Source organism: Xenorhabdus lircayensis (assembly GCF_016306625.1).
In the GTDB taxonomy this organism is placed as follows: Bacteria; Pseudomonadota; Gammaproteobacteria; order Enterobacterales; family Enterobacteriaceae; genus Xenorhabdus; species Xenorhabdus lircayensis.
On record NZ_JACOII010000033.1, the window covers coordinates 61,042 to 83,281 of the forward strand.

A 22,240-nucleotide genomic window follows, 5' to 3' on the forward strand; every position below is an offset into this window, starting at 1 on the left:
TAAACATGTTTTTCTTCTAATATATAAAGACTTATTATCTACAATAGTTATTCATGCGTTTTAAACGCTCTTAAAAAGCAAAGGCATGTTATGGGCCAGACATTACAAAATTTAATTAACCTGATGCATCTGGAAAAAATAGAAGAGGGAATTTACCGAGGCCAGAGTGAAGATTTAGGGTTTCCTCATGTTTTTGGCGGACAAGTAATAGGTCAAGCTCTATATGCAGCAAAACAAACTGTTGCAAATGATAGAATGATTCATTCCTTCCACAGCTATTTTCTACGCCCGGGTGATATCCATAAGCCCATCGTTTATGACGTTGAAATATTACGTGATGGGAAAAGCTTCAGTGCTCGCCGTGTCAGTGCAATACAACATGGTTTGCCTATTTTCTACATGACTGCTTCCTTTCAAGGCCATGAAGAAAGCTTCGAGCACCAAAATACCATGCCTATAGTCCCACCCCCAGAAGAGTTAGAATCCCAAGAAGAAATTGCAAAAAAAATAGCTGGTCCCCTCCCTGCCAAACTAAAAGAAGCTTTTTCCGCACCACCACTGGAAATGAAACTGGTTAAACCTCACAACCTACCTAACCATTCACCAAACGCTCCTGTTCGTTATGTTTGGTTCCGCAGTAATGGAAAAATGCCGGAAGATCCATTCACTCACTATTGTTTGCTAGGTTATGCTTCAGATTTCAATTTCCTGCCCACGTCATTACAGCCCCATGGCGTAGGTTTTATGGAACGCAATATGCAAGTAGCCACAATTGACCATTCAATGTGGTATCACCGCCCTTTCAATATGAATGATTGGCTACTCTATGCAATCGAAAATCCATCCGCATCAGGAGCCCGTGGTTTTGTTCGTGGGCATATCTATAGCCGTGAAGGTGTGCTCATCGCTTCCGCGGTTCAGGAAGGAGTAATCCGAAAGCTGTAATGAATTAAAGAAGCACTATAATACTGTAATAATATGCCGTAATAACAGAAGTGAGCGTTGCGCTATTATTGTTGCCCTATTACTCATTTTATTTTCTGTTACTACGGCACGGCATACAGTTTTCGAAGAAGCAAAATATAATCAGTTATAAGCACTTTCACCATGTGAAGTAATATCCAAGCCTTCCCTTTCTGATTCAATACTAATGCGCAGCCCAACCAATTTATCAGCAATCTTAAATGAGATGTAAGCAGCTACCGATGACCAGACAATACAGACCAATATACTAATAACCTGAATACCAAGCTGTCTTAGCATTGTCATCCCTTCAGGAAACCCTGTTCCACCTAAAATAGATGCAGTAAAAATACTTGTCAACAAACAACCAACGATGCCACATACTCCATGTACACCAAAAACATCACAGACATCATCAACACGTAACCACCGTTTCAGTATGACCACTCCCCATAAACCGGCAACACCCACAATCAACCCCATAACCAAAGCACCACCGATCCCCACTGTTGCCGCAGCAGGTGTAATTACCACTAGGCCCGAAATACACCCAGAACATGCCCCTAAAAGCGAAGGTTTCCGACGGAATAACCACTCAGAAGAAACCCATGACAATACCGCACCTGCCGTTGCTATCACGGTATTCATTAGAGCTAGCGCTGAGATGGCATTCACTGCACCAGCAGAGCCCACATTAAAACCGAACCAACCGATATAAAGGATCGCTGTTCCAATAAAAGTCATTGGTAAGTTATGAGGTTTAAACGCTTCCCGTCCAAATCCTGAACGCTTTCCAAGTAAGTAAGCCCCAACCAACCCCGCTGCTGCCGCATTAATATGAACAACCGTCCCACCAGCAAAATCCAAAGCGCCATCCTCAGCAAGCCAGCCTCCTCCCCATACCATATGTGCCATAGGAATATAGGATGCCGTCAGCCATAACACACTAAAAATCAACAAAGCTGAAAAACGAATTCTTTCGCACAAAGCTCCCACGACCAAAGCAACAGTGATACAAGCAAATGCACCTTGGAAAACAACATGAATCAATTGGTAGAAACTGCCATTCAGATCAGTTATGGATATATTTTTCAGCATGACCTGATCTAACCCACCCCAAAAACGGTTGCCTGCCTCAAAAGTCATACTGTAACCGTAAACAAACCAAAGCACATAAACCAATGAAAAACTGACAATCACCTGAGACATCAATGACAATACATTTTTGCGGCGCAGTAATCCCCCATAAAACAAGGCAATTCCGGGTATTGTCATAAAAAGCACAAGTACCGTATTCACCAGCATAAATACCGTATCAGCTTTATCGAGGGTTGCTTCCGCAGCAAAAGCGAATGAAGGAAAACTGACCGTAATACCAGCTATGGATAAAAGTTGCTTCTTCATTTTTCATCCCCTATTTACAGTGCTGAATCATTCGTTTCACCCGTCCTGATCCGGACGGCATGCTGTAACTCAAAGATAAAAATCTTCCCATCGCCCATTTTCCCTGTAAATGCAGTTTGTTGAACAATATGGATAATTTCCTCAATCCGTTCATCATTGGTAGCAATATCAATCTTAACTTTAGGCAAAAAGTTAACATTATATTCAGCACCTCGATAAAGTTCGGAATGACCTTTTTGACGCCCAAATCCTTTTACTTCCGTGATAGTCATACCTTGTACACCTATATCAGCAAGTGCTTCCCGTACTTCTTCCAGCTTAAATGGTTTTATGATGATGGTGATCAGCTTCATACTTCCCCCGCTTTTTTGCTGTGTTTGCACAAGAGAAGGTGAGCAAGGAATATGCCAACAGTTAAAAATGATATGTAATCAGATTGTTATAGAAGAATATCTCTAAAGAAGGGATAAAAAGGGGAGCAGCAAGCACAATCACTCCCCATATGCACACTAAACGGGCACAGATTCATTCAAAGTCTCACCAACCTGTTGGAGTTGGTACATTTGATAATAGCGCCCACGCCTTGCCAGTAGCTGTTGGTGCTGCCCTTGCTCGACAATTGCACCACGATGCAGCACTAATATGGAGTCAGCTTCAATAATGGTTGAAAGACGATGAGCAATAACCACCAATGTCGTCTGTTTGCGGATCATCCTCAACGCTTTCTGTACTGATTGTTCCGTTCCCGAATCAATATTCGCCGTTGCCTCATCCAGAATAAGAATTTGTGGCGTTTGCACTAAAACCCTAGCCATTGCCAAAAGCTGTTTTTGCCCCGCGGAAAGGGTATTTCCTTGCTCTCCCAGTACAGAATTCAAACCATCGGGTAAGTTACGAACAAATTCAGCTAATTGAACCATTTCCAGCACTTCCCATATTTTCTCTTCACTGATATCTCGTCCTAACGCAATATTGTCGAGAAGTGAAGCAGCCAGAACCACGGGATCTTGCTGTACCATTGCCACACCATTACGCAATACGGCATGAGAAAGCGAAGATACGGGACGCCCATCAAGGTAAATTTCACCGTCTTGCCACGGGTAATACCCCATGATCAAATTGGCCAGAGTACTTTTGCCGCTCCCCGTATGCCCAACCAAAGCTACAAATCCATGTAGAGGGACATGCAAATTAATATCATTCAAAACAAGTTTGTCACTTCGATAGGCAAAATTTAGATTTTCAACATCAATTCGCCCACTCGCTAATGCCTGCAGATCATCACCATACTGCTGCTGTGGACTATCCATTAGCTCAAAAACCCGTTCTCCTGAAACTACAGCCTGTTGCAATAACGATTGCTGTGCAGTCAGCTCAATCAGCGGTTCATTCAATCGACCAAGATAGTTTATAAAGGCATACAGTACACCTACGCCAATAACTTCCGTTCCTTTGAATCCAAACAGCAAAAGCAGACCACACAATATTGTGGTAGAAAAAAAGCTCATTAATGGCCTCAACAAAATACCATCTAACCGTAAAGCCTGCATGCGAGCTTTATAATGCGCTCGGTTAGTAGCCAGCATTTTTTCACCAAAACGGGCTTGCTGACGAAATTGCTGAATCACAGTCATTCCATTAATGACTTCATTAAAACCATCATTAATGTCAGCCAGATAACCACGTACCCGTCTAACAATTGGGATACTAAGACGCTGATAGATAATCATTACCAGCAAGACCGCTGGAAATATTACGACCGCAACAGATGCCATACGCCAATCTAGGACAAACATGGCTATCAGCATCGCTCCAATCAGTGCAATACTGTGAAACACAGTAGGGATCACATTAACAAACAGATCTTTAATAACTTCAGTATCATTCGTTACGCGAGAGATTAGTTGGCCAACCGGTTGATTATCAAAAGCGCTTAATGGCTGACGCAATGCTGAGTTCATAACATCAGTACGAAGCTGCTGCACCACCCCTACCGATGCCTGATTAAAAAATAAAGTCTGATAATAATGTAAAGCGGCAGAAACCAGCTGCAAGACCAAGAATGCTGCTGCAAGACCAATGACAACATCAAGCGGCAAATTCCCTGTAGCGACCATATTGTCGATAAAATAACTCACAAGCAGCGGCCCACTCACTTCTGCCAATGCTGCAATCCATAACATCAGTACAGCAATTAGCATTGGCTTGCGGTAATTTTTACTATAAGAGAGCAGCCGCTTTAATGATGGCCATAGCTTGTGCATATGAGTATTAGTCATTTTCCCCATCCAATGCGGCTTCTAATTGTTGGTAATGGTACATATCGGAATACCAACCGAATTGAGCGATAAGTTGTTTATGCTGGCCCTGCCGCGCAATCGTTCCATGTTGCATAACCAAAATATTGTCTGCTTCCGTTAATGCAGACAGTCGGTGTGCACTGATAATAATGGTGCGCTGCCGCCGCCATTGGCTGAGATTTTTCATGATTTGATACTCTGTGTGCCCATCAACAGCCGACAGAGCATCATCGAGAATTAAAATCTCAGTATCCAACAACAAGGCTCTGGCAATGGATATACGCTGTTTTTGCCCACCAGAAAGCATTACACCACGTTCTCCCACTTCAGTTTGATAACCTTGAGAAAGTCGCAAAATATCATCATGTACATTTGCCAGGCGAGCGACCTCTTCTATTTGCTCTTGGGTTGCATCAGGCCGCCCTAGTGCAATATTACCTGCGACCGTATCCGAAAACAGAAAAGGTGTCTGATTGACGATAGCCAATCGTGAACGCCACTCTTCCATTCTGAGAGTAGAAATATTCTGTGACTGAAAACGAATTTCTCCGTCAGTGACATCAAATTGCCTTTGCAACAAGGCCAGCAAAGTACTTTTCCCTGCACCGGTTGGCCCACAAAGCCCCAATAGCTGCCCAGGCGCTAGTTGGAAACGGATATCATCCAAAACAGGCCTATCATTTTTGGGATAAATAAAAGAGTTGATATTTACCTGCAAGCACCCCCGCTCTGAAGATAAGGACAACAAACCATCTGCAATCGCCAATGGTTCCTGCAATAAACTGCGGATACGTGTATATGCAGCGCTTCCTCTCTCAACAATGTTGAACATCCACGCCAATGCCAGCATTGGCCAGATCATCAATCCCAGATACATAACAAAGCTGGTCAGCTCACCAAGGGTCATTGAACCATGCACAACCATCCAACTCCCTCCACCCACAGCCAAGAGGTTTGCAACCGCAATAGCGATGAAAATGGTGGGATCAAAACGTGCATCTACGCGTGCAACATGCATATTTTTACGCCCAGCATCAATAGCAACTTCTTCAAACTGGTTGGATTGCAGCTCTTCCAATCCAAACGCTTTTATCATACGAATACTGGTCAGACTTTCCTGTGCGTGGTTATTCAGGACGGAAAATGCACCTTGTGCAGACTTAAAACGATGATGAAGTTGATCGCCATAATGCTTAATCGCTAACGCCATAATGGGCATGGGCAGTAGTGATAACAACGTTAATTGCCAACTAATTTCCACACTCATTACGATCAGAACAGCACACCCCATGACTAAAGCATCAACTAAAGTAAGTACTCCTTCACCCGCAGCAAAAACAACTCTATCAACATCATTTGTTGCGCGAGCCATGAGGTCACCTGTTCTATGGCGCAAATAAAACTCAGGATTTTGGCTGCTCAGCCGCAGATAAAAATCACTGCGCAATTTAACAGCCAGTCGATAAGAAGCACCAAACAGCCATACACGCCAAACATATCGCAGCCCATATATTGCTAACGCGATAAGTAGCATTACCCCCAACCAAATTAATAGCTGGCGGGATGACATAGTCTTTGTACTAACGCCATCAACGATCATTCCAACTAAGCGAGGAGGAATTAGTTGCAGCACCGCAATCATAATGAGAAAAATAACAGCGCCCAAATAACGCCGCCATTCACTAATAAAATACCAGCCTAATTGTGAAAATAGTCTCACACGCCTATTCCCGATGTAAAAAATGAAAGAGTTAGCGCCCAACTACCAAAAGGGTCTTCATATTACTGAATCTGGTATTGGCAACGCCGTTGTATATTTTATCTTCTCCATTGCAAAATTTGAGGTCACATCAATCAAACCAGAAACCCCATTTACCATGCGTTTGTAGAACCGATCATAACTTTTCATATCAACAACTTCTACATGCATTAGGTAATCATATTCACCAGCCATTCGATAAAATGTCAGGACTTCCGGCATTTCCTTTATAAAGTTGACAAACTGTTCATACCATTCACTGCTGTGTTGCTGGGTTTTAATCATCACGATCACTGTCAGGCCAAGCCCGAGTTTTGCACCATTTAGTAATGCAACTTTTCCAACAATATACCCTTCATCTTCAAGTCGCTTGAGACGCTTCCAGCAAGGTGTGGACGTTAAATTAACAGCTTCAGCCAACACATTCAGGGAATGACTACAGTTCTGTTGGAGCAGCTCCAGTAGCTTACGGTCTATTTTGTCTAGCATATCTTAGTCCTGTAGAAATATTTCCCAAACATAACGGATAAACTTAGAAAAATAACAATCTATTTCTCTAAATGTAAGGGTAATCTATATACCACTACGGTATTATTATTCAAGGTCAATTTATGTCGTCTTTATGGGCTACAAATGCCATAAAAGCTATCCAAGCTGATTATCAACGCAGTGCTGATACACATCTGATTCACCTCAACCTTCCCATGTTTCCGGGCATTCATCTCTATCTCAAAGATGAGAGCACTCACCCCACAGGTAGCCTGAAACATCGGCTTGCGCGTTCCCTATTCCTTTATGCACTCACTAATGGCTGGGTCAAGGAAGGAACCCCAATTATTGAAGCTTCATCTGGTAGCACCGCTGTTTCAGAAGCTTATTTTGCCCGATTGCTGGGTTTGCCCTTTATTGCCGTAATGCCCTTCTGCACAGCTAAACGCAAAGTTCAGGAAATTGAGTTCTACGGTGGTAAATGTCATTTTGTGGAGCATTCGGCTCTGATTTATCAAGAATCAGAGCGTCTGGCAAAAGAGCTAAATGGCCATTATATGGATCAATTTACCTATGCCGAACGAGCTACTGACTGGCGAGGAAACAATAACATTGCAGAAAGCATTTTCCGCCAGATGCAATTAGAGCCATTTCCTGAACCAACTTACATCGTTATGAGTGCTGGAACGGGCGGCACATCCGCAACATTTGGCCGCTATATCCGCTATCAGGGATATAACACCAAACTGGTTGTTGTTGATCCTGAAAACTCCGTTTTCTACGATTGTTACCATCAAAATCACCGTGATATTCGCGGAAATACTGGTAGCAAAATCGAAGGCATTGGCCGCCCGCGCGCGGAACCTTCTTTTATTCCTAGTGTTATCGATGACATGCTCCAAGTTCCTGATCCTGCCTCTATTGCTACCATTTATTGGCTTGAAAAATTAATTGGCAGAAAAACGGGCGCATCAACAGGAACTAACTTCTGGGGTACTTTGCAGCTCGCCAAGCAAATGCACGATAACAACCAACAAGGGGCAATCGTGACGTTACTTTGTGATAGCGGAGAGCGCTATCTTGATACTTATTACAACCCAGAATGGGTTCGCAATAATATCGGTGATATCACACAGTATCTAACACAACTACCCAAATTAAACGGTTATGAGTAACATATCTCCTTCAATTTACAGAGGTAGGTATCATGAAACGAGCCGTTGTTGTATTTAGTGGTGGGCAGGATTCCACCACTTGTTTAATCCAGGCACTCCATCAATATGACGAAGTTCACTGTGTCACCTTTGATTATGGACAGCGCCACCGTGCTGAAATTGACGTAGCTTGTCGTATCAGCAAAGAATTAGGAGCCGCTGCCCACAAGGTACTTGATGTTACTTTATTGAATGAGCTTGCAATCAGCAGCCTGACAAGAGACAACATTCCTGTGCCAGATTTCAGTGAAAGTGAAAAAAGTGGCCTCCCAAATACTTTTGTGCCTGGTCGTAATATTCTGTTTTTAACTCTGGCGGCAATCTATGCCTATCAGGTTGAGGCTGAAGCTGTTATTACTGGCGTTTGTGAAACTGATTTTTCGGGCTATCCAGATTGCCGTGACGAATTTGTCAAAGCCCTAAACAAGGCTATCAGTCTGGGTATTGCTTGTGATATCCGTTTCGAAACGCCCCTAATGTGGTTAAACAAAGCGGAAACTTGGGCACTAGCCGATTATTATCAAAAACTGGATTTTGTCCGCAATCAAACTCTCACTTGTTATAACGGTATTCAAGGTGATGGATGCGGTGAATGCGCAGCCTGTCATCTCCGAGCCAAGGGATTAAGTAATTATTTAAACAATGCCCAATCCACTATGGCAGATATGAAATCCAAAACACATTTAAGTTAGTCAAACCATTTTATTCAATTAACATTATCTGTGAGAGGTTCCAAGAACCTCTCATTTCACTGTTTTATACTCTTCGTCTTTCAATATCCCTCTGGGTTGGCTGCACTGCAACTTGAAAGCTATTAGGCATTGTTTTTATACGCTTCCATTCTTTCCCGCAATTCACCTTCCAAAACGAGCGCTTTTTGAGTTTTCAAATCAATACAGACAAATGTAGTTAAAGCATCAGCAATAATTTGATTATCATTCAGACGTGTGATTTCCTGAAAAAATATGCCACTTTTGTTACCCAATTCCTGCATGGAAGATCTCACTTCCAGCTCATCTGTTACCACTGCTGGATAGCGATAATTAATATTGATATTTACCACAACAAAACCAATATTCTTGCTGTTTAGCCATTCCAGAGTGTCATCTTCAGTTAGTAAATCCCAGCGGGCTGCTTCCATAAACTCCAAATAACGAACATTATTCACATGCTGGAAAAGATCAATATGATAGCCCCTGACTTTGATAATCGTACTCATTGCTATTTTTCCCTTTCAACTCATCAGACCAGATAACATGTAACAATAGCAAAACAATTTAATTACAATAGTGTTTAATGAATTATTCTTGATCAGTATCACAGCCCCCTTGATAAAATCACTCTGATTCCACAAGAGGGCTCAACACTCAGTGAGTTAATTTATCTCGATTTTTTTCTATAAAAATAGGTCCAATACCTTGAACTTCCTGCAATTGCTCTATTGTCGTAAAGGGGCCATATTTTTCACGATATTCAATAATTGCCTGTGCTTTTTTAGCTCCAATGCCATTGAGTTCTTTCACTAACTCTTCAGCATTGGCGGTATTGATATTAAGGGCTCCTTTTCCCGATATTTGCTGACCTGAGACTTGCTCTTTCCCCTCTTTCGAATTATCGATCTCAATGTTGGCTTTATTCTGACTAATAGGCTGTTTCACCAATTTATCAGTAGACTCATTCACCGTGGTGGCATGAGATAACGGCATGTTGATACACAAAGCCATAATGAGTGAATTGAATAATATCTTTAAATATTTCATGTAAGTCTCTCCATGTTTTGTTGACGGAGGAGAGATTGCCATAACAATATTTCTGGACAACAGGCAAGATTCAAATATGCGAAAGGCCACGAAAGTGGCCTTTTTTAATTACTAGCTTGCAAAAACAGTTGCGAGTGACTTCGCAATTTTATTCTATTTGACCGAGCTTAATATCCGCATCATCACGTAAATTAATTATTAGTGATTCCAGCATGATATTACCTGTTTGATATTGATAACCCGCAATATATTGTTTGCTCTGTTCGTCTGTAATAGAACCCGGAACAACTTTATCCAATTGGATAAATACAGCGTTGCCCAGTCCGTCTTGAGCTAACCCATATTCAGCCTTACCATCTTTAGGATGAGGCAAAGTGAACGCCACATCGGTAGCCTGATTGGCTTGTGACATACGTTTTATCACCATCGGTTGAGCAAACTGAATCCCTGCTGCTGTCAATGCCTGCTCACCTTTACCTTCTTTCAGAGCAGCCAACAGTTTTGCGCTTTCAACCTGAAGTTGTTTTTCCGCTTTCTGGCGTTTCACCAGTTCAGCCACCTCAGTTTTGGCTTGTTCAAACGGCTGAACTGTTTCAGGTCTAACATCGCCAACACGTACAATAAAGGCTCTGTCACCCTCGACAGAAATGACATCAGAGTTAGTTCCTGTCGCGCCTTTATCATCAGTCAAATTGCCAGAGAAAATAGCCTGTACAACTTGATTGAAATTAATGTCAGCAGGAATATGGTCACGATCAAACCAGTCAGTGGTAACAGCCTGATAGCCCGCGGCTTTTTCTGCTGCGGCCAAAGATTCGTTATCATTGGCAGCTGCATCACTCACTTTTCTCTGTAATGCATAGAACGCATCAATCGCTTTTTCCTGCTTAGTGATTTTTTCTATTTCCGCTCGTACATCCGCCAATGATTTAATTACCTGAGGCTTAATATCGTCCAAACGGAAAACTGCGTATCCATTAGATAATTTGATAACATCAGAAAGTTGCCCTTTCTGTGTCAAATTAGCTGATTTGATCTCATTAGGCAGAGAACTCTCTTCCATCCAACCGAGATCTCCTCCTTTTTGAGCAGAAAATTTATCTGTCGATTTTTCTGATGCCAATTGACTGAAATCTGTGCCTTTCTTTAATTCATCCAAAATCGATTTAGCGGCAGAATCTGAGGCCAGTTGAATAAAGCTGTATTTCTTCTGTTCAGACTTAGTATATTTTGACAGATTGCTTTTATAATATTGTTCAATATCCGCATCAGATACGGTGACATTTTTCAGTTCATCCGCAGCATCCATCTTGATGTAGCTGATTTTAACTTTTTCTGGCACAGCAAAATTTTTGCTATTCGCACCATAGTAGTTTTTCAGCTCTTCATCGGTGACTTTTTGCTGTGCTTCAATTGATTTCAATTCAAGAGTCGCAAAACGTACTGTTCTTTCTTGAGAAAACAGTGCGACTTCCTGTTTGATTTCTGACGGTAATGCAATTTCCGCACCTATCAATACCTGCTTCAATTGACGGTTAATGAGCTCCTGACGAATCTGCTCCGCAAATCCATCAGGACTCATGTTTGAACGGGCAAGCCAGTTCAAATAATCCTGATATTTGTTGTTATCAAATTTTTCATCAGTCTGGAGAAAAGATAGGTTACGTATCTCCTGAGCAACCTGCTTATCACTTGCTGATAAACCCAGCTTATGCGCGTATTGTTCAATCAGAGTGGCATTGATAAGGCGATCCAATGACTGACGCCGAATCCGCTGTACAGCCTGTTCATCGCTCAACAAAGTTGAGAATCCATCTCCCAGCTTCTCCTGCAACGCATTTTTTTCTTGCTGAAATGCCTGCTCTAGCTGAGCACGACTTATGGTTTGGTCATTCACTTTGGCAGCATAACTACCACTTTCGCTTGACAGGTAGCCTGTTAAACCCGTCACCACAAAGGTCAGGATAATTAGAGCCAACACAATTTTAAGCACAGGACCGTTTGCCGCCGTGCGTAGGTTGTCCATCATAAAGACGTAAAACTCCGCTTTAGTGAAAAAGAAACTGTCATATTACGACAATTCAAACGCTAAGAGAAAAAAAGCGCATCAATCAATTGATGCGCTTATATTCTAACCTATCAACACTGCCTAGTCAGTTCAAGTTTACGGCAATGCCAAAAACAAGGAGGCAGTTTCCTGCTCATTAGCCGTTAACAGCATCTTTCAGACCTTTTCCAGCTCGGAATGCAGGCACTTTTGCTGCTGCAATTTTAATTTCCTTGCCTGTCTGAGGGTTGCGTCCCGTACGTGCTGCGCGCTCACGCACAGTAAAAGTACCGAACCCTACCAAAGCGACATCATCACCGTCTTTCAATGCATCAGATACTGAAGAAATAAATGTATCTACTACACGTCCGGCTGCTGCCTTAGAAATATTCGCATCAGCGGCAATTTTGTCGATCAGTTGTGACTTATTCACTCTTATCATCCCCATTTAGTTTTACTATCGTAACAAAAACCGATTTATAACGGATAACACGACAGTCATGCCGTCATATCAATCCTTTCCAGTATTAGCAAGAAATCATGGAACAGCAAAATATTTAATCGGATAATTAGACTAAACTAACTTAATGACACAAAAAAAGGCTGGCAAGTCTGAATTTACTCGCCAACCTAAATTTTATACACAGTTCTTGAGTTAGCTCACTATTTTTGTACTATTTTAGTGATACTACTTCAGCTCCAAATGCCGACTCCTGCAAAGCTATGGATAAAACGTCTTCTATGCGCTTAACAGGATGAATCTCCAAATCTTGGATCACATTCTGAGGAATCTCTTCCAGATCGCGTTTATTTTCATCTGGAATCAAGACAGTTTTGATTCCTCCACGGTGCGCTGCCAGTAGTTTCTCTTTCAGACCACCAATTGGCAGAACTAAACCGCGCAGGGTAATTTCACCCGTCATGGCCACATCAGCACGAACCGGATTACCTGTCAGGCAGGAAACCAATGCAGTGCACATTGCGATACCCGCACTTGGACCATCTTTTGGCGTCGCCCCTTCAGGTACATGAACATGAATATCACGTTTTTCATGAAAATCAGAACTAATGCCCAGTTTATCTGCGCGAGCTCTAACAACCGTCAATGCTGCTTGTATGGACTCCTGCATCACTTCACCCAATGAACCGGTATAAGTCAATTTACCTTTACCCGGCACACTAGCTGTTTCAATTGTCAGCAGATCGCCTCCCACTTCTGTCCATGCCAGACCCTTTACCTGACCAACACGGTTTTCTGTATCAGCACGACCGTAGTCAACACGCTGAACACCCAGATAATCTTTCAAGTTATCTGCATTGATTTCAATGTGCTTAAGCTTCTTATCCATCAACAATGCTTTGACGGCCTTACGACACAATTTAGAGATTTCACGTTCCAAACTACGAACGCCAGCCTCACGGGTGTAATAACGAATAATGCCGATAATTGCACCATCATCTATGGTCAATTCGCCTTTCTTCAGGGCGTTGCGTTCTATCTGTTTTAGCAATAGGTGACGTTTGGCAATGTTCAACTTCTCATCTTCGGTATAGCCCGACAGACGAATGACCTCCATACGATCCAGCAATGGAGCTGGAATATTCATGGAGTTAGATGTTGCTACAAACATAACATCAGACAGATCGTAATCTACTTCAAGGTAGTGATCGTTAAATGCCACATTTTGTTCAGGATCAAGTACTTCCAACAAGGCTGAAGCCGGATCACCACGCATGTCAGATGACATTTTGTCAATCTCATCCAACAGGAATAGTGGGTTTTTAACCCCAATCTTGGACATTTTCTGAATTAATTTGCCCGGCATGGAACCAATATAAGTACGGCGATGACCGCGGATTTCTGCTTCATCACGCACTCCGCCCAAGGCCATACGCACATATTTTCGCCCAGTTGCGCGTGCAATGGAACGACCCAATGAGGTTTTACCCACGCCCGGAGGCCCTACCAAACAAAGTATCGGCCCCTTGATTTTGCTAACACGGCTTTGTACTGCGAGATATTCAAGAATTCGCTCTTTCACACGCTCCAGACCATAATGGTCTGTATCCAACACTTCCTGAGCTTTTACTAAATCTTTTTTTACCTTGCTACGTGCAACCCAAGGAACTTGAACCATCCAGTCAATATAACTACGAACAACCGTTGCTTCAGCTGACATTGGAGACATCATTTTTAATTTCTGCAATTCAGCTTCTGCTTTTTCGCGCGCCTCTTTCGGCATTTTCGCATCTTCGATCTTGCGTTTCAGCGTCTCATATTCATCAGGTGCGTCATCCATCTCACCCAATTCTTTCTGGATCGCTTTCATTTGCTCATTCAGGTAGTACTCGCGCTGGCTTTTTTCCATCTGTTTTTTAACGCGATTACGGATACGTTTTTCTACCTGTAGCAGATCGATTTCTGATTCCATCATTGCGATCAGATATTCAATACGCTCAATAACATCAGCCATTTCTAAAACAGCCTGCTTGTCATTGATTTTCAAAGGCATGTGTGCAGCGATGGTATCCGCTAATTTTGCCACATCTTCAATACTGTGCAACGATGTCAATACTTCTGGTGGGATCTTTTTATTCAGTTTGACATAACCTTCAAACTGATTGATGGCGGTTCTTACCAGAACTTCTTGCTCGCGTTCATCAACATCAGGGGATTCAAGATATTCAACCTGCGCATAAAAATACTCGCCATTATCCGTCAACGTGGTAATACGAGCACGCTGCAAGCCTTCAACCAGAACTTTTACTGTGCCGTCTGGCAGTTTTAACATCTGTAAAACAGAAGCCACTGTACCTACGGAGAAAAGATCATTGACTCCCGGCTCATCAGTAGATGCTTCTCTTTGCGCGACCAACATGACCTGTTTATCATGATCCATTGCTGCTTCCAGGCAATGAATCGACTTCTCACGCCCAACAAACAGAGGGATCACCATATGTGGGTAAACCACTACATCGCGCAAAGGCAATACAGGGATTTCTATGCGTTCGGAACGCTCAGGATTCATAGAGCTCTCTCTTCGTTTATACCCTTCATCTTTTTAAGTTACCTCTTTGTTGGCTGCGCTCATACACTTGCCGCCGCGATGCAACTCAAAATCTATTGGGTACAGCTTTCGCCAGTTTTTAGGAATCTCGTGAAACACGGTTTTCACGAGTTTCACTTCAAAGAATACAAAATATATGGGGACAGGAATCTAACATTCAATAGCCTATACCTGCAAAAAACAAAATGAGGGAGACCCCCTCATTTTAATTTTTTCAACGTATATTGATAATCGGTATTTCCTACCCTATTTTCTTCACTCACCAGAAACTTGAGCATCCGGCTTGCTATATATCAATAATGGTGCGGATTTCTCTTCAACAACCGTTTCATCAACAACAACTTTCTCTACATGTTCCATTGATGGCAGGTCGTACATTGTATCCAGCAAAACACCTTCAACAATTGAACGAAGACCACGGGCACCTGTTTTACGCGTCATTGCCTTTTTCGCAATGGCAGTCAAAGCTTCTTTTCTGAACTCCAGTTCAACACCCTCAAGATTAAACAAGGCCTGATACTGTTTGGTCAGCGCATTTTTCGGCTCTTGTAGAATCTGAATCAGTGCTTCTTTATTAAGTTCAGTCAGCGTTGCCACAACTGGCAGACGACCAATGAATTCAGGAATTAACCCAAATTTAATCAAATCTTCCGGTTCAACCTGAGCCAGCAATTCACCTTCTGTTGCCTTCTCCGATTCCCCCTTAACTGTAGCACTAAAACCAATGCCTGAAGTGACATTCAAACGCTGGCTGATAACTTTGTCCAAACCTGCAAATGCGCCACCACAGATAAACAGGATCTTGGAAGTATCAACTTGCAAAAATTCCTGCTGTGGGTGCTTACGACCACCTTGAGGTGGAACCGCTGCCACAGTACCTTCAATCAGTTTCAACAGAGCCTGCTGAACCCCTTCTCCCGATACATCACGAGTAATTGAAGGATTATCAGACTTACGAGAAATCTTATCTATTTCATCAATATACACGATACCACGCTGTGCTTTCTGCACATCGTAGTCACATTTTTGCAGAAGTTTCTGGATAATATTCTCTACGTCTTCCCCAACATAACCCGCTTCAGTCAATGTCGTAGCATCAGCCATAGTAAACGGGACATCTAAATAGCGGGCAAGTGTCTCTGCCAGCAGAGTTTTACCACTACCTGTCGGGCCAATCAGCAGAATATTACTTTTGCCTAATTCCACACCATTACTAGTGTCACCATTACGTAATCTCTTGTAATGGTTATAGACAGCCACTGCTAACACTTTTTTCGCCGCTTCCTGACCAATGACATAATCATCCAGATGTTGACGAATTTCATGAGGAGTAGGCAATGTGCTACGCTCACGATGTGGTACCAACTCTTTAATTTCTTCGCGAATAATATCGTTACATAAATCGACACATTCATCGCAGATATACACTGACGGGCCGGCTATTAATTTCCGTACTTCATGTTGGCTTTTCCCGCAGAAAGAGCAATACAGCAGCTTTCCTGAACCGTCTTTGCGCTTATCTGTCATCAGTCAACCTCACTTTATGAGCTGTTATCCCAGTTTATCTGGCATAACAGAAAAAACTCTGTTATTACTCCGATTAATTTGACGTCAAAATAAAGAAACGCCCTAAAAAAGCTAGCATCGGAGTAATAAAGTAATTGTCAATAAATTAGTTGCGCTGGGTGAATATACTATCAACCAGTCCGTATTCTACGGCCTCGGCGGCTGATAAGAAACGGTCACGTTCTGTGTCCTCAACAATCTTATCAAGCGGTTTCCCAGTATGTTTCGCCATCAATTCGTTCATACGGGCTTTAACCTTGAGTATTTCCTGCGCATGGATTTCAATGTCAGTCGCCTGCCCTTGGAAACCACCTAATGGCTGGTGAATCATAACTCTGGAATTTGGTAGACAGAAACGCTTGCCTTTTGCTCCAGCGGTCAGCAGAAATGCGCCCATTGAGCATGCCTGCCCCATACAAATAGTACTCACATCTGGCTTGATAAACTGCATCGTGTCATAAATAGACATGCCTGCCGTAATAACCCCACCCGGCGAGTTAATATATAAATGAATATCTTTTTCTGGGTTTTCTGCTTCCAAGAATAACATTTGAGCGACAATCAAGTTCGCCATATGATCTTCAACTTGGCCAGTCATAAAAATAATACGATCTTTTAATAAGCGGGAGTAAATATCAAATGCACGCTCCCCACGTGCTGTTTGTTCAACCACCATCGGCACCAAAGACATGTTAGGTGCATATTGATCTTGCTTGCCACTGTATGACATTTCCGTCTCCTAATAGAACTCACGCTGGTGCCATTCATAACTGATTCTACTTGAGATAAGCGATGATGACCATGATCCAAAGTTAACTAACAAGGGGCTTTTCCCCTCTAAAAAAGTAGTAAGCTCTTACATAATAGTAAGAAAGGATATGAGGTTAAATCTGTTTTTTTCAAGAACAATAAAAAAAACCCGCAAGCATAGCCTGCGGGTTTACTTCATTGAGAGTGAGATTTCATCATCTCAGGCAATCAATAAATGAAACTTATGCCAGTTGATTTTGGTTCATAAGATCATTGAAGCCAGTTTCTTTTTCAGAAATTTTGGCTTTGTTCAGAACAAGTTCAACAGCCTGCTCTTCCAGAGCAATATTGCGAATGTTGTTCATCATTTCTTTGTTTTTGCTGTAGTATTCAACAACTTCTTTTGGATCTTCGTAAGCAGCAGCCATCTCTTCGATCAGCACATTAACGCGCTCGTCTTCGACTTTCAGCTCATTGCTACTGATAACTTCACCTAACAGCAAACCAACAACAACGCGGCGTTTTGCCTGCTCTTCGAATAGTTCACGTGGCAGATCCAGAGCTTGTTGTTCGTTGCCGCCAAAACGCTGAGCAGCCTGACGACGCAGGACATCAATCTCACCATCAACAACTGCAGCAGGAACATCAATTTCGTTAGCCTTAACCAGACCATCAAGAACCTGAGTTTTGATGCGGTTACGAACTGCATTTTTCAGTTCACGTTCCATGTTCTTGCGAACTTCAGCACGCAGACCTTCAACAGTACCATCAGCGATACCAAAGCGCTTGATGAACTCTTCAGTCAGTTCAGGCAGTTCACGCTGTTCAACTTTCTTCAGGTTGATCACAAAATTTGCAGCTTTACCTTTCAGGTTTTCTGCATGGTAATCTTCTGGGAAAGTCACATCAACGGTAAATTCTTCGCCCGCTTTATGACCAACGATACCGTCTTCAAAGCCAGGGATCATACGATCCTGACCCATTGCCAGAACGAAATCAGTTGATTTACCGCCTTCGAACTCTTCACCATCGACAGAACCCGTGAAATCAACAGTTACGCGATCTTCCGCAGTTGCTGCTTCATCAGCCTCTTTCCAATTCGCCTGCTGTTTACGCAAAGTTTCCAGCATAGTGTCAACATCTGCATCTTTAACTTCAACTACAGGTTTTTCAACTTCAATTTCTTCCAGGCCTTTCAGTTCAATTTCTGGATAAACTTCAAACTCAACTGAGTAAGTGAAGTCTTCACCTTCTTTAAACTGCTCTGGTTTGTAGCTTGGTGCACCGGCTGGATTGATTTTCTGCTCAATGATCGCATTGATGAAATTGCGCTGCATCAGATCACCCAGAACATCCTCAAGAACAGAAGCGCCGTAACGCTGCTGAACGATCTTCATTGGCACTTTGCCCTTACGGAAGCCGTCGATACGGACTTTCTTTGCTACATTAACCAGTTCACTGCTAACTGCTTTTTCGATATCGGCAGCAGGAACGGTGATTGACACACGACGCCCAAGGCCTTGAGTGGTTTCAACAGAAACTTGCATCTTGTTACCTCAAAAAAATCATATTGCTCGGTCAACTTCAGGATAGCTGCAATACTTAAAACAAACTGATTGCAGTACTCTTTAAGAACCGGGGCGGTCGCATTTAAAAACCGAGAATCCCTGTGATCAGAAGCGTCCCGAAACCATTCTAAAAATTTAGACGCAGCATTATAGCGACGCAGACAGTATGAGTCGAGAATTGCAGACAAAAGCATGCATGATTCGTTGACTTATGTGATAAACGTTGCTCAATGACTACATCACGATACTGTTTATGTGATATGCATATGAACAAAAATACAGCCCGAAGGCTGCCATCTAAAATTAAACCTAGATTAATAAAATAAAGCCAAACAGACTATTGGATTAGCCCGAAAAATCATAAACTTGACGTCGTTGTATTCCCGCCTCGACACGCAGGCGAAGCCAGAACGGTATCTCCCAGTTCTAGCCACTCCTTTTCCGTATAAGTATGCAGAGCCAAAGCATGCACGCCTTCTTCTAGCTCTTTAGCCAGGACACTATATACTGAGCGATGGCGACTGAGTATTTTTTGTTCAACGAAATCATTGCTTATTACAATAATCTTAAAATGGCTTTCAGAACCCGCAGGCACATTGTGACGATAACTTTCATCAATCACTTCCAGATGAGAAGGCTTAAATGCCGCCCGTAACTTTGTTTCTATTTCCTGACGAACCATCTCATTCTCCTTAATCACCAAAGGTTATTTATCAACCACATAATTGATTCTAGTTTATTTCCCATAATTTATAACATTGGGGATCCCCAAATCTATTTAACAGAATTTACTTGAGGTATTTCGCCCCGTGTTTCAATCATCAGGGATATGCCGCTACCAATGGCGATGCTATGATTACGGCGGTTTATACTACTGTATTAATATATCGGGTATCCGAATCTTGAATTGAGAAAACCTAAATGCTAAAGAAAATATTTATTTCATTGATTACGCTTTTCTTTTTAGCGGGCTTATCTGGCTGCGCAGACTCAGGCAATACATTAGCCATTCAGCCTAAAATTACTCTGCCGCTAGCTGACCCAACAATGAAAGCGATTACAATCAGTATTAGTGGGGTCGACCATCGCCAATCTCAAGCCCTAGCCCAAATTAATCGTGATGCACGATTGGTCACATTAGTCCCTTCCCGCGACTTACGCTTTTTACTGCAAGAAGCACTGGAAAAGCAAATGGTGGCTCGCGGCTATATGATTGGTTCCCCCGCCAATGCCAATTTGCAAGTCATTGTGAATCAGCTCTATGCCGACGTGAAAGAAGGTAGTCTGCGTCATGACATTTCAACAAAAGCAGAGATCTCTATCATTGTTTATGCACAAGACGGGAGTAAACAAATTAAAAACTATCGTACCAGTTACAATGTTCAGGGACCATTGAGTGCAACAAACGCAAAAATTGCTGAAGCAGTAAATACTGTCTTATCTGATGTGATCGCAGACATGGCTCAAGATTCGTCAATCAGCACCTTCATCAAGCAAAACGTCCGCTAACCGGATAATGAACAAATTTTCTGCCTGATGCTAACAAATTAGATGACACGCCGAAAATTTTTGGGAGGCTCATGACTAACCACCGTTATTTAAACCTATCTGCATTACGCAACTATCGCACCCTTCTATTACTGGGCTTTGCCTCAGGCCTGCCTCTTGCGCTTACAGCTGGAACGTTACAAGCATGGATGACTGTCGAAAACGTCGATATCCGAACTATCGGTTTTTTCACTTTGGTTGGTCAAGCCTATGTTTTTAAATTTCTCTGGGCACCCGCAATGGATCGCTATTCTCCCTCATTTTTAGGGCGACGACGCGGGTGGATGCTCGTTACTCAACTTTTACTGATCGTCAGTATTGCCGCGATGGGTTTCCTTCAACCATCCCAGCATTTATGGTGGCTAGCTGCATTGGCTGTTACTGTCGCATTCTTCTCGGCGTCCCAAGACATTATTTTCGATGCCTACAAAACAGACTTGCTATCACAGGAAGAACGAGGGTCAGGAGCGGCGATTTCAGTACTGGGATATCGGCTGGCGATGCTGGTTTCAGGTGGATTAGCTTTATTGCTGACCACCTGTATCGGCTGGCAGAGTATGTATTGGGTTATGGCTGGCATGATGCTGATTGGAGTTTGTGCCACTCTGACAGCCAAGGAACCAGAAATTAATACTGCCCCGCCAAAAACATTACATCAGGCAGTATTCGAACCCTTGTCTGATTTTTTCAGTCGAAATAATGCCTGGCTTATCCTGCTATTGATTGTACTGTATAAATTGGCAGATGCTTTTGCCCTCTCACTCAGTACGACTTTCCTTATCCGTGGGGTTGGTTTCAATGCGGCCGAAGTGGGTATGATCAATAAAACTCTCGGACTCGCTGCCACTATTGTCGGCGCATTGTACGGGGGTTACTTGATGCATAAGTTGAGTCTGTTCCGTGCACTGATGATATTTGGCATTCTGCAAACCGTTTCAAATTTCGGGTACTGGGTACTTGCTGTTACTCCTAAAGACATCTACGTAATGGGAGCGGCTGTTTTTCTAGAAAATATTTGTGGCGGTATGGGAACTGCGGCATTTGTTGCCCTGCTAATGACCTTGTGCAATAAATCATTCTCAGCAACACAGTTCGCTTTGCTTTCTGCATTATCGGCTGTTGGACGGGTTTATGTTGGCCCCGTAGCGGGGTGGTTCGCAGAAGCACACGGCTGGCCAATGTTTTATTTGTTCTCTATTGTTATCGGATTACCGGGGCTTGTACTGTTGCTCGTCTGCCGTAAGACACTGGCTTATACTCAAAAAACTGACAGTTTCATTTCACGAACACTGCTTGGCCGCTATTACCGACTGGCCTTTATTACCATGATAAGCGCCGCCCTTCTCTTTATAGTTTGGCTAGTACTAAGCATTCTGTTATTCATTGCAGGTCATGTGGTGATTTATTTACCTTTTGCCACTCAGGAATATCTGCTAAATATTCATCATATTAAAGATGTGATATCTCCTATGCTGTCATGGAGTGTAGCAATCGGCACTTTTGGGTTGGTTTTGGGAGGGGTTCTGGATTATTTGGCTCTGAGAAGAACTAACCTCGCTTAGTGTACTCCTCTAATAATACACTGACAAAATATCGTTAATGCACTCTTTACTACAGCAGAAGACTGACAAAGTTCAGTCTTCTGCTAAGTTTTTTAGTGATAAACTTCACAATAAAGATAAAAAAACACAATTATGTGACCTGAAAAACATCTTTTTCAGGGTTGGAATATTTATATTCACACTAACAAATATTATTATTTGAAAATATTTTATTTCTAACTATTCGAAATATCTTTATTATC

Annotated in this window: 19 protein-coding genes; 5 read left to right on the plus strand and 14 right to left on the minus strand. The window is 42.5% G+C overall.

The annotated features are described in order from the left end of the window. Positions 1 to 90: 90 nt before the first annotated feature. Positions 91 to 945, plus strand: a complete 855-nt coding sequence (gene tesB, locus H8A87_RS08530; protein WP_198689546.1) for an acyl-CoA thioesterase II — start codon at positions 91 to 93, stop codon at positions 943 to 945. A 141-nt stretch (positions 946 to 1,086) separates the two neighbouring features. Here tesB and amtB read toward each other — a convergent pair whose 3' ends face one another. From amtB to H8A87_RS08555, 5 genes are all read right to left on the minus strand, one after another. Beyond that, complete coding sequence (gene amtB, locus H8A87_RS08535) at positions 1,087 to 2,367, minus strand: ammonium transporter AmtB (protein WP_198689547.1); 1,281 nt, start codon at positions 2,365 to 2,367, stop codon at positions 1,087 to 1,089. 14 nt (positions 2,368 to 2,381) lie between these two features. Next, positions 2,382 to 2,720, minus strand: a complete 339-nt coding sequence (gene glnK / locus H8A87_RS08540) for a P-II family nitrogen regulator (RefSeq protein ID WP_198689548.1) — start codon at positions 2,718 to 2,720, stop codon at positions 2,382 to 2,384. 156 nt (positions 2,721 to 2,876) lie between these two features. Further along, positions 2,877 to 4,655, minus strand: coding sequence for a SmdB family multidrug efflux ABC transporter permease/ATP-binding protein (locus tag H8A87_RS08545; protein ID WP_198689549.1), 1,779 nt, complete (start codon positions 4,653 to 4,655; stop codon positions 2,877 to 2,879). Next, positions 4,639 to 6,387, minus strand: coding sequence for a SmdA family multidrug ABC transporter permease/ATP-binding protein (locus H8A87_RS08550; protein WP_198689550.1), 1,749 nt, complete (start codon positions 6,385 to 6,387; stop codon positions 4,639 to 4,641). Before H8A87_RS08550 ends, H8A87_RS08545 begins: the two co-directional genes overlap by 17 nt. A gap of 57 nt (positions 6,388 to 6,444) precedes the next feature. Continuing rightward, a complete protein-coding gene (locus H8A87_RS08555) occupies positions 6,445 to 6,915 on the minus strand; it encodes an Lrp/AsnC family transcriptional regulator (RefSeq protein WP_198689551.1) in 471 nt (156 codons plus the stop codon). 122 nt (positions 6,916 to 7,037) lie between these two features. On the opposite strand from H8A87_RS08555, the gene H8A87_RS08560 reads away from it, so the two are divergent. Both H8A87_RS08560 and queC read left to right on the plus strand, forming a co-directional pair. Beyond that, entirely contained in the window at positions 7,038 to 8,090 is a 1,053-nt protein-coding gene (locus H8A87_RS08560) for a PLP-dependent cysteine synthase family protein (RefSeq protein ID WP_198689552.1), read from the plus strand. 32 nt (positions 8,091 to 8,122) lie between these two features. Then, on the plus strand, positions 8,123 to 8,821 hold the full coding sequence (gene queC / locus H8A87_RS08565) for a 7-cyano-7-deazaguanine synthase QueC (protein WP_198689553.1): 699 nt from the start codon (positions 8,123 to 8,125) through the stop codon (positions 8,819 to 8,821). Between the two features lie 122 nt (positions 8,822 to 8,943). Here the strand turns inward: queC and H8A87_RS08570 are convergent, their stop codons facing one another. From H8A87_RS08570 to bolA, 9 genes are all read right to left on the minus strand, one after another. Further along, positions 8,944 to 9,348: an acyl-CoA thioesterase gene (locus H8A87_RS08570; protein WP_198689554.1), complete on the minus strand. Its 405-nt coding sequence runs from the start codon at positions 9,346 to 9,348 to the stop codon at positions 8,944 to 8,946. A 148-nt stretch (positions 9,349 to 9,496) separates the two neighbouring features. After that, positions 9,497 to 9,889 (minus strand): ComEA family DNA-binding protein, encoded by a 393-nt coding sequence (locus tag H8A87_RS08575; RefSeq protein WP_198689555.1) that lies wholly within the window; start codon positions 9,887 to 9,889, stop codon positions 9,497 to 9,499. A 148-nt stretch (positions 9,890 to 10,037) separates the two neighbouring features. Beyond that, positions 10,038 to 11,918: a peptidylprolyl isomerase gene (gene ppiD, locus H8A87_RS08580; protein ID WP_198689556.1), complete on the minus strand. Its 1,881-nt coding sequence runs from the start codon at positions 11,916 to 11,918 to the stop codon at positions 10,038 to 10,040. A gap of 175 nt (positions 11,919 to 12,093) precedes the next feature. Beyond that, positions 12,094 to 12,369 (minus strand): nucleoid-associated protein HU-beta, encoded by a 276-nt coding sequence (hupB, locus tag H8A87_RS08585; protein ID WP_198689557.1) that lies wholly within the window; start codon positions 12,367 to 12,369, stop codon positions 12,094 to 12,096. A 241-nt stretch (positions 12,370 to 12,610) separates the two neighbouring features. After that, positions 12,611 to 14,965 (minus strand): endopeptidase La, encoded by a 2,355-nt coding sequence (lon, locus tag H8A87_RS08590; protein ID WP_198689558.1) that lies wholly within the window; start codon positions 14,963 to 14,965, stop codon positions 12,611 to 12,613. 294 nt (positions 14,966 to 15,259) lie between these two features. Continuing rightward, complete coding sequence (gene clpX / locus H8A87_RS08595; protein ID WP_198689559.1) at positions 15,260 to 16,531, minus strand: ATP-dependent protease ATP-binding subunit ClpX; 1,272 nt, start codon at positions 16,529 to 16,531, stop codon at positions 15,260 to 15,262. Positions 16,532 to 16,676: 145 nt separating this feature from the next. Then, positions 16,677 to 17,300, minus strand: a complete 624-nt coding sequence (gene clpP / locus H8A87_RS08600; protein ID WP_198689560.1) for an ATP-dependent Clp endopeptidase proteolytic subunit ClpP — start codon at positions 17,298 to 17,300, stop codon at positions 16,677 to 16,679. A gap of 262 nt (positions 17,301 to 17,562) precedes the next feature. Beyond that, a complete protein-coding gene (tig, locus tag H8A87_RS08605) occupies positions 17,563 to 18,867 on the minus strand; it encodes a trigger factor (protein ID WP_198689561.1) in 1,305 nt (434 codons plus the stop codon). A gap of 379 nt (positions 18,868 to 19,246) precedes the next feature. Beyond that, positions 19,247 to 19,570: a transcriptional regulator BolA gene (bolA, locus tag H8A87_RS08610; protein ID WP_198689562.1), complete on the minus strand. Its 324-nt coding sequence runs from the start codon at positions 19,568 to 19,570 to the stop codon at positions 19,247 to 19,249. Positions 19,571 to 19,809: 239 nt separating this feature from the next. On the opposite strand from bolA, the gene H8A87_RS08615 reads away from it, so the two are divergent. Both H8A87_RS08615 and ampG read left to right on the plus strand, forming a co-directional pair. Further along, positions 19,810 to 20,397 (plus strand): lipoprotein, encoded by a 588-nt coding sequence (locus tag H8A87_RS08615; protein WP_198689563.1) that lies wholly within the window; start codon positions 19,810 to 19,812, stop codon positions 20,395 to 20,397. 71 nt (positions 20,398 to 20,468) lie between these two features. Beyond that, positions 20,469 to 21,998 carry a muropeptide MFS transporter AmpG gene (gene ampG, locus H8A87_RS08620; RefSeq protein ID WP_198689564.1) on the plus strand — a complete coding sequence of 510 codons (1,530 nt, stop codon included), beginning with the start codon at positions 20,469 to 20,471 and terminating at the stop codon, positions 21,996 to 21,998. Positions 21,999 to 22,240: the final 242 nt, after the last annotated feature.